The organism is Solibacillus sp. FSL K6-1523 (assembly GCF_038005225.1).
In the GTDB taxonomy this organism is placed as follows: domain Bacteria; phylum Bacillota; class Bacilli; order Bacillales_A; family Planococcaceae; genus Solibacillus.
In genome coordinates this window covers 3,270,991-3,285,878 of record NZ_JBBOSU010000001.1, presented here as the reverse complement: position 1 = coordinate 3,285,878, position 14,888 = coordinate 3,270,991, and the positions used below count along the sequence as shown (strand labels likewise).

Sequence of the window (14,888 nt, the reverse complement as noted above, 5' to 3'; positions counted from 1 at the left end):
GGTAATAAAATGAATACGAAACGATGGGTAGCACTAGGGATAGCGGCAGTGCTCATGTTTTTCTCACTTGGGATTAACACAATTATTACTATTTTTAAAACAGATTTCTTCAGTAGCTTCGATAATTTAATGAGCACTGAAACACTTTCATTAGAACAAGTGGTTGAAGGTGGCGATTTTGATAAACGAATTGTCAATTTAACAGTAAACGGGGTGATCCAAGATGTTGGAGAGCCGAGCGTTTGGGAGACAGTTGACTACAATCACAAATTATTTATGAATCAATTGGAATCCGTATTGCATGACGAATCGATTAAAGGCGTTGTTCTAACGGTTAACTCACCTGGTGGCGGTGTTATTGAATCTGCTGAAATTTACGAAAAGCTTGTACAAATAAAAGAAGAGCGCCAAATTCCGATTTACGTTTCAATGGGGACAATGGCTGCATCTGGTGGGTATTATATTGCTGCACCGGCAGATAAAATCTTTGCACAGCGTGAAACAATTACAGGTTCGATTGGTGTCATTATGCAGTCGATTAACTATGGGAAATTAGCAGAAAAAGTAGGCATTGAATTTGAAACGATCAAATCAGGAGCACATAAGGACATGTTTGGTGGAGTACGTCCATCAACACCAGAAGAATTGGCGATGCTTCAAGAAATGATTGATGAGTCATATGAACAATTTGTAGATATTATCGAAGCAGGTCGCGGCATGTCCGAAGCACAAGTGAAGAAGGTTGCGGATGGTCGAGTTTTAGGTGGTACGCAAGCATTAAATGCAGGGTTGGTCGATGAAATTGGCAATGAAAAAGATGTAATTGCTGCGATGCGTGTAGATTTTGGATTAGAGGATGCAGAACTATTTGAATATGCTACTAGTTCAGATAGCTGGGCATCATTATTTGGTGTGAAAATTGGTTCGATGCTAAGTCCATCTGCTGAGTCTCAATATCTTTCTAAAATCATATCTTCAACAAACTCGCCACGAATGATGTATTTATATGGTGAATATTAAGGGAGGGAACGACATGACTGAGGTAATCGAAACATTTGAGACGAAGCCGACTACTCTGTACCCCCAAATTCAACATAAAACAGCTGGATTTTGGATGCGATTTTGGGCATTTATATTAGATTCAGTAATCATTGCCGCGATTGTAGGTGTGACAATACGTCCACTGTTTGCGTTGATGGACTGGGATTTAATTGCCGTTAACTGGTACGCGCCGTTTACTATGTTATCTGCAGTAATTTATTATGCGTATTTCATTTTGTTAACAAAGTATTTTAAGCAAACATTAGGTAAAATGGTATTTGGTCTACGTGTAGAAAAGGACAATGGTGAGCCGTTAGACTGGTCCACTATTGTGTTTCGAGAAGGTGTAGGAAGATTCATTAATAGTACGTTTTTCCATGTGCCCTATTTAATTGTAGCTTTTTCACCAAAAAATAAAAGTGTAGCGGATTACTTTGCCGATACAGTCGTTGTACATGAAAAAATGTTTATTGAAAAAGTTTAAAAAAAATTGGAATGGGTATCTTTAAGTATCGACACCTTTCTATTTTGAAAAGTCGCCTAGTTTTAGGCGGCTTTTCTTTTTGGGAAAGATGTTCCATTAGTTAAGGCTAGTTAGTTGCATTCTGTAATTTATATCTAGTAATATAAGGGAATAACAAGGAGGCGGTTATTTATGGTACAAGTAACATTTAAAAATGGTCCAATAACATTAATTGGTAATGAAGTAAAAGTAGGAGATATGGCGCCTAATTTTAACGTATTAGCAAATGATTTATCAGCCGTAACATTAAATGATTCTGAAGGTAAAATTCGTTTATTCTCAGTTGTTCCTTCTTTAGATACGGGCGTTTGTGATCAGCAAACACGTAAATTTAATGAAGCAGCTGCTGAATTAGGTGACAATGTCATTATTTATACAGTGTCGATGGATTTACCATTTGCTCAAAAGCGTTGGTGCGGTGCAGCGGGAATTGATCAAGTTGTAACAGTATCCGATCACCGTGATGCATCGTTTGGTGAAGCATATGGCGTACATATTAAAGAATTACGCCTACTAACACGTGCTGTTTTTGTAGTAGATGCAGCGGGCAAAGTTGCGTATGTAGAATACGTACCTGAAGCAACAGATCATCCAAACTATGAAGCGGCAATCGAAGCCGTAAATGCCCTTTCAAAATAATATTTATTTAGTCGTAAATGAAATATGAAAACGGACACCCACTCAGGCTTTTTTGAGTGGGTTGTTCATTTTAGAAGGAAAATATGTGAAGTTCGAGTATAGTAGTACTAGTGAAGACGTTTTTTAGAAGGAGCAAGAATGATGGATAAATTTGAACAAATTTTTGGATTTTTAAATGGGCATGCAGATGAAATTGTGAAAGAGCAAGATATAGAGTATTTAGATGCCCTTTTACAAACATTAGAGGATACATTAGATGGCAAATTTGATTGGCAAGTCGAAGGTGCGACGAACGAAGATATGCGAAAAGCAATTCAAATTGCCATTTTAAAAGGAATGCGTAAAAGTGCACAGCCTAATCATCAAATGACACCTGATACACTTGGGTTACTCGTAAGTCATTTTGTTGAACAGTGCTTTGAAGAAGAATTAAAAAATGGTCCGATAACCGTTTTAGATCCGGCATTAGGAACAGGTAATTTATTGTATACAGTAATGAATGCAATGGAAGGTAAAATTCAAGCAACAGGTGTAGAGGTTGATGAGTTACTTATTCGTTTAGCAGCGGCAACAGGAGATTTAGTTGAGCAACCTGTCACATTATTCCGCCAAGATTCATTAGAAAAATTATTAGTAGATCCAGCCGATGCGGTTATTTGCGATTTACCTGTAGGGTATTATCCGAATGAAGAGGTTGCGTTAGATTATGAGCTATGCGCAACGGAAGGTATGAGCTATGCGCATCATTTGTTCATTGAGCAATCGTTGAACCATACAAAAGAGGGCGGCTATGCGTTCTTCTTAATTCCTACAAACTTATTTGAGTCGGAGCAAGCGAAGCAATTGCACAAATTTATTAAAGGGCATGCTTGGATCCAGGCTGTTATTCAATTGCCTGAAAACCTATTCTCTTCACGTGCTCATGAGAAAAGCATTTTAATTTTACAAAAACAAAGTTCTTCACTAAAAGCACCACGCGAAGTATTACTTGCAAAGGTGCCGAATATGTCGAATAAACAGGCACTTGCCATGTTCTTTGAAAAAGTGCGTATGTGGAAAGAAGGAAAATAATCGAAAAAGCCGCTGAAAGGTCATTGGAAAATGACTTTCAGCGGCTCTTTTAATTGGAAATGATCATCACTCTGGTGTACGAATAACTAATACATCACAGTGTGCAGAACGTACAATCGCTTCTGAAACAGAGCCGATTAAGAAACGCTCAACAGCATTTAAACCTGTTGCACCACAAATAATTAAATCTGCTTCTACTACTTTAGAAAGCTCTTTTGTGATGATGTTTTTTGGAGAACCGTACTCGATTACTAAGTTAACGTTTGCAACGCCAGCTTCTTCAGCTTGCTTTTTGTAACCGTTTAGTAATTCTTCTGAGTGCTCTTGTGCGCGCTCAGCGATTGTGCGGTCATATGCTTCAATTGCAGCGAATGAACGTGTGTCAATAACATTTACAAGATTGATTGTTGCACCTTCATTACGTTTTGCAACGTCAATTGATTTACGGAATGCATATTCTGCTTCTTTAGAACCGTCTACTGCAACTACAATACTTTTATAATGATTAGCCATTTTCATTTCCTCCTTAATTGTCTATATGTGTATTATACCAAATGTTTTACAGTTGGAAATAGCTATCGTTGAAAAAATGTAAATATTCCTCCTATTTGTATAATAAAAGTCAAACAATATTCTTAAATGGAAGGAGCAAGTTCATACTTACTAGAAAGCATAAAAACGTGTCGATAAGAAAAAATAAATTAGAAAATTTCATAAATCTAATAATTTATAATTTATTGTAAATTCAATAAATTTAACTACTATTTTTTTCATAAAATTGGTAGAATAGATTTGATTCACTAATTGTTCTTGGGGAGGAATAAGCGATGAAAATAGGGGTACCGAAAGAAATTAAAAATAATGAAAATCGAGTGGCAATGACGCCAGCTGGTGTTTTATCACTTGTAACGTCTGGACATGAAGTGGTAATAGAAAAAGGAGCAGGTTTAGGTTCTGCGTTTACTGATGCAGATTATCTTTTAGCGGGGGCAAAAATCGTTGATAGTGCAGAAGAGGCTTGGTCTGCCGAAATGGTTTTAAAAGTGAAGGAACCGGTTGAAAGTGAGTATGGCTATTTCCGCGAAGGGTTAATTTTATTTACGTATTTACACTTAGCAACCGAGCTAGCATTAACAAAAGCATTGAACGACAAAAAAGTAGTAGGCATTGCATATGAAACGGTACAATTGCCGAACCGTTCATTACCATTATTAACGCCGATGAGTGAAGTTGCAGGTAAAATGGCAACGCAAATCGGTGCACAATATTTAGAAAAGCTACCAGGTGGAAAAGGGATTTTATTAGGTGGTGTATCAGGCGTTCAGCGTGGAAAAGTAACGGTGATTGGGGGAGGAATTGCTGGTACGAACGCAGCTAAAATTGCTGTTGGCATGGGAGCAGACGTGACAATTATTGATTTAAGCCCTGAGCGATTACGTCAGTTAGAGGACATCTTTGGACGAAATGCACAAACATTAATTTCAAACCCGTATAATATTGCACAGGCTGTGAAAGAAGCCGATTTAGTTGTAGGGTCTGTATTAATTCCAGGAGCAAAGGCACCAAAGCTTGTGACAGAGGACATGATTCGTTCGATGTCACCTGGTTCAGTTGTTGTAGATATTGCCATTGATCAAGGAGGCTGCTTCGAAACATCTGAAAAAGTAACAACACATGACAAACCAACATTCGTGAAGCATGGTGTCGTACATTATACAGTTGCAAATATGCCAGGTGCAGTTCCACGTACGTCAACGGTTGCATTAACAAATAATACCGTTCCATATGCATTACAAATTGCTAACAAAGGCTATGTGAAAGCATGTTTAGACAACCCAGCTTTAAAACTAGGTCTGAATACATTAGAAGGTCATGTAGTGTATGAGGCAGTGGCCAATGCACAAGGTGTACCATGTGTTTCAGTAGATGATCTATTAGGTGTTTCATCTGGTTTAACGAATTAATAATAAGAAGCTGACGAATTCAAGGTTCGTCAGCTTTTCCTATGAGTAATTAATTTTCCACCGCAATAAGCTCTGTTGAAGTATTGCCCTCATAATCCGTTATTTTAATAATGCCATAACCCTTTGCAATAAATAATGTTGAGCCGTTTGGATAGTTTAACACAACTACATTATTGAACATGCCGGCTTTTGTATGGACGATTTCGGTAGTACTAACCACCACCACTTCAGTATACTCACTTTTTTCTACTTCATAATCCATGTCGCGAATAGTTGACGTTGCGTTCATTGGTAAATCTAATGAAAAATAGAAAACATCTGAATTGGCATCGCCCATTGTAAAGCTTTTAGGGGATTCAATATACGTATAGCCTGTGTATTCATCTTCTAATAAATTGACAGCATTGTCGAAGTAGGGATTTTTTGTAGCGATATACGTCGTTTTTTCCGGTCCTTGAAAAGACGGTTCGTATGTGTAGCTTTGATCTGTTTTAGGTAGGAGGCTGGATATTATTTGTGTGGAAGTTATTGTATTTATTTCGGTCGATTTGTTCGTCTGAGTTAATCCATACATCGTGTTAAGTCTCGCTTGATACTCTACCGAAGCCCATTTGTTTTTTACTGCATGAACAATTCCTATTAGGTGATTTTGAAATAGTGCTATTTTTTCAGTATGCATTGGAGACGCACCATGAAAGAATAGATCATTTTTAATTTGAAAATCGTACACAGATGCAGCCTGAATGAAAGCGGATTTAGGAGAACTAAGAGGCGATACGATTAAGACGAATGAAATGAACGTAATTTTAACTATTTTTTTCATGGCGCACTCCCTTTCTTACTTCTGTTATTTTGCCTATTAAAACAAGGGAAAGAATGTAAAGGAAATAGGTTTCCTTTTATGAAGTTAATAAAGTTTTAATAGAAAAAGCCGTTTTGAAATCTATCAAAACGGCTTTTTACAATTATATGAAACTATATTTTATAAAATGACTAAATCTTTTGTGAATTTCGTTAAAATTTCTACGCCATCCGCTGTAACGACCACATCATCCTCGATGCGAACGCCCGCAACGTCCGTTTTATAAATTCCTGGTTCAATTGTAAATACAGTACCCGGATTTAAAACCATTTCGTTTGTCCCTGTAATGGACGGGAATTCATGAACCGAGATGCCAAGTCCATGTCCAAGACGGTGCGTGAAATATTGTCCGTAGCCTGCTTCTGTAATGACATTACGCGCAATTTTATCTAAATCCATCGCAATTACACCTGGTTTTACAGCAGCAATCGCATCTTCATTTGCTTTGCGAACAGCATTATAAATTTTTACTTGTTCTTCATTCGGCTGACCGAACGCCACAGTACGCGTAATATCAGAGCAATACCCTTCATAAACAACGCCTAAATCAAATAAAATAAAGTCCCCTTTTTGAACTTTTCGATCTCCAGGTGTCCCATGTGGAGAAGCTGCTTTTTCACCTGCGAGCACCATTGTATCGAAACTCATCGAATACCCTTTTGCTTTAATAGCAGATTCAATCGTATTTAAAATGTCCATTTCCGTTTTGCCTTCAGCAATCGCATCACAGCCGACTTGAATAGCGTAGTCCGCCAGTTCTGCAGCTTTACGCAGTTTTGCCAATTCATCTTCATCCTTTTGGATACGCATTGCATTAACTTTTGTATCAATACCCGCAAATTGAGCTGCTGGATAACGCTCTTGTAACGCTTCTAAACGTTCAACCGTAAGATGTGCTTTTTCAATGGCAAGTGAAGATAGCTGAACATTTTTTGAAGCAACTGTTTTCGCTAATACATCCCAAGCGATTTCCGTATCTTCATGACCGACGACATCATATGCCCAGCCCGCAGCTTTCGCATCAGGCACTTCCATCTTCGGACAGATTAAAAAAGGTTGCTCCTGTTTAAATACCATAATTCCTAATAAACGTTCATGTGGATTGCTTTTGAAACCCGAAAAATAAAAAACATTGTCCGGTGTTGTAATGAAGGCAGCTTCTAAATTGTTTTCAAACAGATAATTTTGTAATTGTTGTAGTTTTGACATATGCAAAACCCCCTTCTTTTTAATTGAACTATGCAGTATAGTGAAAGTTCTGACATAGAATAGCATATCAAAAAAAGGGATTTCTGCATATTCCTCGAATTAAAGATATAATGGCTAGAATAGGAGGGGTTTTTATGCGAATTTCATTTCATGGACATTCAGTTGTAAAAATACAAACGAATAAACAAACGATCTTAATTGATCCATTTATTAATGGGAATGGTCAAACAGATTTACAAGTTGAAAAGGAGAATCCCGATGTTATTTTATTAACACATGGGCATAATGATCATGTTGGGGATACGGTGGAACTTGCGAAGAAAAATGATGCACTTGTTGTAGCACCGAATGAATTAGCGAATTATTTAGGTTGGCAAGGGTGTCGTGTACACAATATGCATATTGGCGGTGCGCATGTATTTGATTTTGGTAAGGTGAAATATACGCAAGCTTTTCATGGGTCATCTTATGTAACCGAAAACAATGAAATGATTTATACGGGTATGCCTGGAGGGATTTTATTTACGGCGGAGGATATTACGATCTATCATGCAGGAGACACGGCGTTATTTGGGGATATGGAGCTGATTGGCAAACGTCATCCAATCGACGTAGCATTTTTACCAATTGGGGATAACTTTACGATGGGACCTGAGGATGCGGCATATGCAGTGTCGTTATTAAAGCCGAAAATCGTTGTACCAATTCATTACAATACATTCCCACCAATTGTTCAAGATCCAAATGATTTTGCAAAATTAGTAGAAGATGCAGACGTTCAAGTTTTAAAAGTTGGTGAAGAAGTAAACTTTGAATAGTTGATAGAAAAAAGTAGCGAAAACGGCTACTTTTTTTTATGTGTACAATAATATCAAATGAGCATCATCATACGTATGACCAATAGTTAAAATTGTATAAATGTAACTTGATTTAGCAAAAGTCCCTTACTTCAATAAGTGGGATAGATGCCAAATAGGCAATTCTATTTTTGTGGGTGTTCAAACCTTGGCTGCACTTAGGAAGAAAGGCTAAACCCACAACGCCTTTGTGACCAACATCGTGTTGGCCCAAGCCCCGGCGGATGTCACAGATTTTTTAGAGGAGCTTTTCGAGCGTGCTCGAAAAAAAATCCGGACACAATTACGCAAGGGCGTAATTGATTAGTCAAATATGGTACACTAGGGAAAGAACGAATGATGGGGAAATAGGTGATAATATTGTCAACAAAACACGAAAAAATACTACAATATATCGAATCATTACCAGTTGGCGATAAAATTTCAGTACGCCAAATTGCAAAGGAAATGCAAGTAAGTGAAGGGACAGCTTACCGTGCGATCAAGGAAGCCGAAAATCGCCGTTTAGTAAGCTCGATTGAACGAGTAGGTACAATTCGTATTGAGAAGAAAAAGAAAGAAAATATTGAACGCCTAACATTTGCAGAAATCGTCAATATTATAGATGGACAAGTATTAGGTGGCAAAACAGGTTTACACAAAACATTAACAAAGTTCGTCATTGGTGCTATGAAACTCGATGATATGATGCGCTACACTGATGCAGGTAGTTTACTTATTGTTGGAAACCGTACACAAGCACATGAATACGCATTGAAAACGGGCGCAGCTGTATTAATAACAGGTGGCTTTGATACAACCGATGAGAATAAATTACTTGCAGATGAATTGGATTTACCGATCATCTCAACGAGCTATGATACATTTACGGTGGCAACAATGATTAACCGTGCCATTTATGACCAATTAATTAAAAAGGATATTTTGTTAATTGAAGATATTTATGTTCCGATGGAAGATACAGCGGTGCTACGTAATACGCATTTAATTGCGGATTATCATAAACAAAATATGCGTACAACACATGGGGCGTTCCCGGTTGTCACTGCTCAAAATAAGCTAGTCGGAATGATTACAAGTAAAGATGTCATCGGACGTGATGAATCGGAAGCGATTGATAAAGTCATGACGAAAAATCCAATTGCTGCTTCGATGAAAACAAGTGTTGCAACTGCAGGGCATCGCATGATTTGGGAGGGTATTGATTTACTTCCGATTATTAATGAAGATGGTTTATTGCAAGGTGTTATTACCCGTCAAGATGTTTTGAAAGCGCTGCAATTAGCACAACGTCAACCGCATCATGGTGAAACAATTGATGATTTAGTGAAAAATGAGATGCGTGTGTTAGGTGATGAGGATCTAGTAGTGGAGTTTAAAGTGACACCGCAAATGACCAACCAGTTTGGGGCGATTTCTTACGGTGCTTTTACAACATTGCTAGCTGAAGTAGGCTCATTTGCATTAAAACGCCGTAAACGTGGGGATGCCGTGGCAGAAAATATGACCATTTATTTCATTAAGCCAGTGCAAATGGAGAGCATATTAACTGTTCGCCCACAAATTTTAGATATGAGTCGTAAGTTTGTAAAAATGGACTTTGAAGTATTTAATGGCTCGCTTTTAGTAGGAAAAGCATTAATGATGTTCCAGTTATTAGAGAGATAATGAAAAAGGGGCAACCCTCAAAATAGGACGCCCCTTTAATCAATTACGCCTCGGCGTAATTGCGTCCAGATTTTTTCGAGCTAGCTCGAAAAACTTCCCTTAAAAATCTGTGACATCCGCCGGGGCTTAGGTCAACACGAAGTTGATCACAAAGGCGTTGTCACAGGACGTGACGGGTTTAGCCTTTGTTCCCCAATGCAGCTGGGGTTTGAATCCCAACGGAATAGAATTGCACATTTTGGCATTCATCCCCCACTTATAGAAGTGGAGGAATACAGCTGGATCAAGTCAGAATTTATTCAGTTCGTATTCTTCAAGTACATATTTACCTTCGTGACGCATACGTTTAAAGTTATTCACACTAAGTCCAATACCAATAACGGCAAAAATAGCCGCTACAATAAAGCCGATTACATCAGGGTAAAGAATGATGGCATTACAACTAAAGAAAATAAGAAATATACCTAATGCAACACCAGCTTTTGCTGTATACCACTTTTTGCGAATTGGTAAAGTAGCGCGGAATTGTTTCGTTTTAAAATAAAAGTAAAAAACGAATGAAATAACAATAGCTGCGACAAAAATAAAGTTTAAATAAATCATAGTGAACCTCCCAAGTAGCATAGCTAATAAGTATTGTACCGATTTTTTAGCAAAATTGCGACTGGAATTCACTGACTATTAGGGGGAAACACTTGTGAAACGACAAATCATCGACACAATTCAGCAATACGAAACAATTATTGTACATCGCCATGTACGTCCAGATCCAGATGCATATGGGTCACAGTTTGGCTTAGCAGAGCTTATTCGAGTAAATTATCCAAATAAAAAAGTTTATACCGTTGGAGAGCATGAGGAGTCGCTTACATTTTTAGCGCAGCCACAGCAAGTCCAAGACGAAACATTTAATGGGGCGCTAGTTTTAGTAACAGATACTGCTAATACGGAGCGTATCGATGATCAGCGCTATAAAACGGGCGCATTTGTTATTAAAATTGATCACCATCCAAATGACGATGCTTACGGAGACTTGCTTTGGGTAGATACGAATGCAAGTTCTTGTAGTGAGATGATTTATGAATTGTATGAGGAAGCGAAAAGTCATGCCAATTGGACGATGTCAGATGAGGCAGCACGTTTACTATTCGCAGGAATTGTAGGAGATACGGGGCGCTTTTTATTCCCAAGCGCAAGTGAAAAAACATTCGAAGCAGCAGGTCATCTCGTTTCGTATAATTTCAACCGAAGTGAATTATTTGATGCGATGTACGAAATGGATCGTAAATTACTGCATTTACAAGGGTATATGTATCAAAACTTTACAATGGATGAACATGGCGCGGCCCATATTAAAATTACAAAAGAAGTTTTAAAAGAATTTGATGTTACCCCTTCTGAAACGTCATTATTAGTAGGTTCTTTAGGTAATGTAAAAGGCATTTGTGCATGGGTTATCTTTATTGAAGAAAATGATACAATTCGTGTGCGATTACGTTCAAAAGGACCGGTTATTAATACGTTAGCGAAAAAATATAAAGGTGGTGGACATCCATTAGCATCGGGTGCCACAGCTTATTCTTGGGAAGAAGCGTACCAAGTGATTGAAGAGTTAAAAGGAATTTGTAAAAATCATTCATAAAGTGAGGAGGGATGAATAGTGTCAATTGGTTATCCACAAATACGGACAAGTGCAGATTTATTGAAAAGTACGATTCGTATCGAAGAGCTCATCCCTTTTTTACAACACCAAGAGGCAGAAGCATGTGCAATCGTGAATACGAAATTGTACGGGCTTTTGCCTTTTTGGCATCAAATGAAAAAAGCTGGGATTCATCCTGTCATAGGTTTAACGCTTCAAATTGAAGTGGCGGAAAATCAGTTATTACCGTTAGTCCTCTATGCAAAAAATGATGCAGGTTATAAAAATTTATTGAAAATTTCAAGCAGCATTGCAATCCGTCCTCAAAATACGTTGCCTTTAAGGTGGTTAGTTGCCTACGGAAAAGGACTTGCTCTCGTTGTACCGGTACTCGAACAGCAAGCAAATTGGACTCGTGATACACATTATTCCACGGCTCAAAAGTTAAAAGAACAATTTGCGGACGACTTTTTTGTTGCCATCTCGAGAGCAAATGGAATTTCCGAAGATGAGCCATTTGCATTACAATGGGCGGAAAAAATGGGTGCAACAATACTTGCGACACATGAAAGTTTGTTTTTAAAGCGTGAAGATTCTTTTGCATTTGAAGTCGCACAAGCAATTGATACGGGTCAAAAACTGAGTGAATCGACGCAAAATAACGAACAAAATGAAAGCTATGTGTTATCAAAAAGTGAGTGGGAGCAGCGTTTTGCGGATAAATCAGAGTGGCTTCATGCAACGAGGAACCTATTACTAAGCTGTCGTGTAACGGTGGAAAGTAATACTGTGCATATGCCGAAATTTCCTGTGGGACCAGATCAAACGGCAGAGCAATTATTATATGATGAAGTGAAAAGAGGACTGCAAGAGCGTCTACATGCCGAACAACTTCCGGAACAGTACGAGAAGCGTATGCATTATGAGCTGCAAGTCATTCAAACGATGGGCTATTGTGATTATTTTTTAATCGTAGCAGATTTTATGCGTTTTGCGAGAGAGCAGCAAATACTAACAGGGCCTGGACGTGGATCTTCGTCATCATCACTTATTGCTTATGCACTACGAATTACGCAAGTGGACCCGCTCCAATATGATTTATTATTCGAACGGTTTTTAAATCCTGAGCGCGTCTCCTTACCCGATATTGATATCGATTTTCTCGATACACGTCGCCATGAAGTCATTCAATATGTTGTAGGGAAATACGGAAAGCAATATGTCGCACAAATTATTACGTTCGGTACGCTGTCTGCAAAAGCCGTAGCTAGGGATGTTGCGCGGATGTTTAATTTCGATAGTGAGACGCTTGAAATGATTTCTAGAATGATACCGAATAAACCAGGTATTACGTTAAATGAGGCATATGCGGGGTCCGAGAAGCTAAGACAGTGGATCATGGCTGAGCCGGTCCACCAAAAGTGGTATGAAGCGGCATGTCGCCTAGAAGGTTTACCACGAAATTCCTCAACGCATGCAGCAGGTGTTGTGTTAAGTCCAGTGCCATTAGTCGACGTTGTACCGATAGAAGAAGGACATGAAGGCATTTATTTAACGCAATGGCCAATGAATGAAGTGGAGCAAACGGGCTTATTAAAAATTGACTTTTTAGGCTTACGAAATTTAACGATTATTGAACAAATTCGACGTTCGATTCAATTTTCACATCAAATACAACTAGAATTAAATAATATTCCGTTGGCGGATGCGGCAACTTTTACATTATTACAGCATGGAGATACAGCGGGAATATTCCAGTTAGAATCAGATGGCATGAAAAATGCGTTGCGCGAAATTCAGCCGACTCATTTTTTAGATATCGTGGCTGTCAATGCTTTGTATCGACCAGGTCCTATGGAATTCATCTCGAATTATGCACGTCGGAAGCATGGTCAAGAGCAAGTGCTCATGCCTCATCCCGCACTCGAGCCAATTTTACGTGAAACTTACGGGGTCATTATATACCAAGAGCAAATTATGCGCATCGCCAACGTGATGGCAGGTTTTACAATCGGTGAAGCAGATTTATTGCGCCGCGCAGTGAGTAAGAAAAAACGAGAAGTGCTCGAGCAGCAGCGAAATGCTTTTGTACAAGGAGCCCGCAACCAAGGATTTACCGAGCAAGTGGCAGATGAAGTATATGCATTAATTGTTCGTTTTGCAGACTATGGTTTTCCGAAAAGCCATGCTGTGGCGTACAGTATTATTTCTTATCAAATGGCGTATTTAAAAGCGAATTTCCCTGTAAACTTTTATGCGGCGTTATTAACAAATGCTACAGGAAATGCTGACAAATTAGCTCAAATTATGGCTGAAGCAAAGTCGCGTGGCATTGAATTTTTGCCACCATCAATTAATCGTAGCGTGCGCCATTTTAAAGTGGAAAGCGGGAAAATCCGTTTTAGTCTTTCGGCGATCAAAGGAGTTCCGCAACCATTTTTACAAAAATTAATGGCGATACGAGAGGACAAAGAGCAGGCATTTCAAGATATTTTTGATTTGGCAATTTCATTAAGTGCCGCTCATTTTTCAAGGAAAGTAATGGAGCCTTTAATTAAAGCAGGTGCGTTAGATGAATTTGGAAAGGAGCGAGCGACATTATTAGCGACAGTGGATGGTGCGCAAAAACAAGCAGAACTCGTGCGCCCAAATGAGGCAGCATCGTTATTCGCCAATTCAATGTTTGTATTTGGAAAGCCTAAACATAATGAAGTACCACCACTTTCAGAGAAAATAATATTACAATTTGAAAAAGAAGTACTTGGTTTGTATTTATCAGATCATCCACTTGTCAAAATTCGTCCGCAATATCCGCAAGCGACGACAACGGTGCAAATATTAGCTTCGTTAAAAGATAATACGTATGTAAAAATGATTGGCTTTGTAAATGAAATCCGTCAGTTGCGTACAAAAAAAGGGGAGATGATGGCTTTCGTTCAAATGGAAGATGAGTTCGGTAGCGTGTCATTAACATTATTCCCAAAAGAATATGAGCTCGTTGCTGGAAAGTTAGTCGAAGGAACATTTGTAGCGATTGAAGGTTTTTTCGAACAACGATTTAATAAACAGCAAGTGAAAGTGAAACAAATTATTATAATATAAATAGTAAAAGAGGTTGTTCTATGTATTAAAAATAGAACGACCTCTTTTCTTATTGTGAAAAATATTGTAGAAAAAGTAAGTTTATTAGTTATAAAAGTTGAATAATTCTTATATATAATAGGAGCCCAAACTATTTTTTACTTTACATTTCTAAAAACATTTTGTATTCTATGGTAAGAAAATGGTCAGACCACTTTTACCTTCAGTCAGTAGAAAGCTCACCTTTTGATTAGTGGTGAGAGTAATGCCCTGTTTGTATTTTTCAAACGCTTATTGAATTAGTGGGACTCTGACAAAGAACGCCAAGGTG

The 14,888-nt window shown here is 38.2% G+C and carries 13 protein-coding genes; 9 read left to right on the top strand and 4 right to left on the bottom strand.

Translation table 11 applies throughout. The annotated features are described in order from the left end of the window. Positions 1–9 precede the first annotated feature (9 nt). From sppA to MHI10_RS15820, 4 genes are all read left to right on the top strand, one after another. Positions 10–1,020 (top strand): signal peptide peptidase SppA, encoded by a 1,011-nt coding sequence (gene sppA, locus MHI10_RS15835; RefSeq protein WP_340787118.1) that lies wholly within the window; start codon positions 10–12, stop codon positions 1,018–1,020. Between the two features lie 13 nt (positions 1,021–1,033). Further along, positions 1,034–1,525 carry an RDD family protein gene (locus MHI10_RS15830; protein WP_340787115.1) on the top strand — a complete coding sequence of 164 codons (492 nt, stop codon included), beginning with the start codon at positions 1,034–1,036 and terminating at the stop codon, positions 1,523–1,525. A gap of 171 nt (positions 1,526–1,696) precedes the next feature. Beyond that, the gene (tpx, locus tag MHI10_RS15825) at positions 1,697–2,203 is read left to right on the top strand and encodes a thiol peroxidase (protein WP_340787113.1); all 507 of its coding nucleotides are present in this window, start codon (positions 1,697–1,699) and stop codon (positions 2,201–2,203) included. Between the two features lie 141 nt (positions 2,204–2,344). Next, positions 2,345–3,274 carry a class I SAM-dependent methyltransferase gene (locus MHI10_RS15820; RefSeq protein ID WP_340787111.1) on the top strand — a complete coding sequence of 310 codons (930 nt, stop codon included), beginning with the start codon at positions 2,345–2,347 and terminating at the stop codon, positions 3,272–3,274. A 66-nt stretch (positions 3,275–3,340) separates the two neighbouring features. Here MHI10_RS15820 and MHI10_RS15815 read toward each other — a convergent pair whose 3' ends face one another. After that, entirely contained in the window at positions 3,341–3,787 is a 447-nt protein-coding gene (locus tag MHI10_RS15815) for a universal stress protein (RefSeq protein WP_340787108.1), read from the bottom strand. 314 nt (positions 3,788–4,101) lie between these two features. Between MHI10_RS15815 and ald the strand changes: the two genes are divergently transcribed. After that, positions 4,102–5,238: an alanine dehydrogenase gene (gene ald / locus MHI10_RS15810; RefSeq protein ID WP_340787106.1), complete on the top strand. Its 1,137-nt coding sequence runs from the start codon at positions 4,102–4,104 to the stop codon at positions 5,236–5,238. Positions 5,239–5,287: 49 nt separating this feature from the next. Here the strand turns inward: ald and MHI10_RS15805 are convergent, their stop codons facing one another. Together MHI10_RS15805 and MHI10_RS15800 are read right to left on the bottom strand one after the other, a co-directional pair. Continuing rightward, positions 5,288–6,061 carry a hypothetical protein gene (locus MHI10_RS15805; RefSeq protein WP_340787104.1) on the bottom strand — a complete coding sequence of 258 codons (774 nt, stop codon included), beginning with the start codon at positions 6,059–6,061 and terminating at the stop codon, positions 5,288–5,290. Positions 6,062–6,220: 159 nt separating this feature from the next. Next, entirely contained in the window at positions 6,221–7,309 is a 1,089-nt protein-coding gene (locus MHI10_RS15800; protein ID WP_340787103.1) for a M24 family metallopeptidase, read from the bottom strand. A 134-nt stretch (positions 7,310–7,443) separates the two neighbouring features. Here MHI10_RS15800 and MHI10_RS15795 point away from each other — a divergent pair, with 134 nt between their 5' ends. Together MHI10_RS15795 and MHI10_RS15790 are read left to right on the top strand one after the other, a co-directional pair. Continuing rightward, positions 7,444–8,127 (top strand): metal-dependent hydrolase, encoded by a 684-nt coding sequence (locus MHI10_RS15795; RefSeq protein WP_340787101.1) that lies wholly within the window; start codon positions 7,444–7,446, stop codon positions 8,125–8,127. Between the two features lie 399 nt (positions 8,128–8,526). Further along, positions 8,527–9,834 carry a DRTGG domain-containing protein gene (locus MHI10_RS15790; protein ID WP_340787099.1) on the top strand — a complete coding sequence of 436 codons (1,308 nt, stop codon included), beginning with the start codon at positions 8,527–8,529 and terminating at the stop codon, positions 9,832–9,834. 288 nt (positions 9,835–10,122) lie between these two features. Here MHI10_RS15790 and MHI10_RS15785 read toward each other — a convergent pair whose 3' ends face one another. Then, complete coding sequence (locus tag MHI10_RS15785; RefSeq protein ID WP_340787097.1) at positions 10,123–10,437, bottom strand: YtpI family protein; 315 nt, start codon at positions 10,435–10,437, stop codon at positions 10,123–10,125. A 94-nt stretch (positions 10,438–10,531) separates the two neighbouring features. On the opposite strand from MHI10_RS15785, the gene MHI10_RS15780 reads away from it, so the two are divergent. Both MHI10_RS15780 and dnaE read left to right on the top strand, forming a co-directional pair. After that, a complete protein-coding gene (locus MHI10_RS15780) occupies positions 10,532–11,476 on the top strand; it encodes a DHH family phosphoesterase (protein ID WP_340787096.1) in 945 nt (314 codons plus the stop codon). 18 nt (positions 11,477–11,494) lie between these two features. Continuing rightward, positions 11,495–14,578: a DNA polymerase III subunit alpha gene (gene dnaE, locus MHI10_RS15775; RefSeq protein WP_340787095.1), complete on the top strand. Its 3,084-nt coding sequence runs from the start codon at positions 11,495–11,497 to the stop codon at positions 14,576–14,578. Positions 14,579–14,888 lie beyond the last annotated feature (310 nt).

Excerpts from the sequence above, each read along its gene's own strand:
- sppA (WP_340787118.1), top strand. The coding sequence starts at position 10 with ATGAATACGAAACGATGGGTAGCACTAGGGATAGCGGCAGTGCTCATG.
- MHI10_RS15830 (WP_340787115.1), top strand. The coding sequence starts at position 1,034 with ATGACTGAGGTAATCGAAACATTTGAGACGAAGCCGACTACTCTGTAC.
- tpx (WP_340787113.1), top strand. The coding sequence starts at position 1,697 with ATGGTACAAGTAACATTTAAAAATGGTCCAATAACATTAATTGGTAAT.
- MHI10_RS15820 (WP_340787111.1), top strand. The coding sequence starts at position 2,345 with ATGGATAAATTTGAACAAATTTTTGGATTTTTAAATGGGCATGCAGAT.
- MHI10_RS15815 (WP_340787108.1), bottom strand. The coding sequence starts at position 3,787 with ATGGCTAATCATTATAAAAGTATTGTAGTTGCAGTAGACGGTTCTAAA.
- ald (WP_340787106.1), top strand. The coding sequence starts at position 4,102 with ATGAAAATAGGGGTACCGAAAGAAATTAAAAATAATGAAAATCGAGTG.
- MHI10_RS15805 (WP_340787104.1), bottom strand. The coding sequence starts at position 6,061 with ATGAAAAAAATAGTTAAAATTACGTTCATTTCATTCGTCTTAATCGTA.
- MHI10_RS15800 (WP_340787103.1), bottom strand. The coding sequence starts at position 7,309 with ATGTCAAAACTACAACAATTACAAAATTATCTGTTTGAAAACAATTTA.
- MHI10_RS15795 (WP_340787101.1), top strand. The coding sequence starts at position 7,444 with ATGCGAATTTCATTTCATGGACATTCAGTTGTAAAAATACAAACGAAT.
- MHI10_RS15785 (WP_340787097.1), bottom strand. The coding sequence starts at position 10,437 with ATGATTTATTTAAACTTTATTTTTGTCGCAGCTATTGTTATTTCATTC.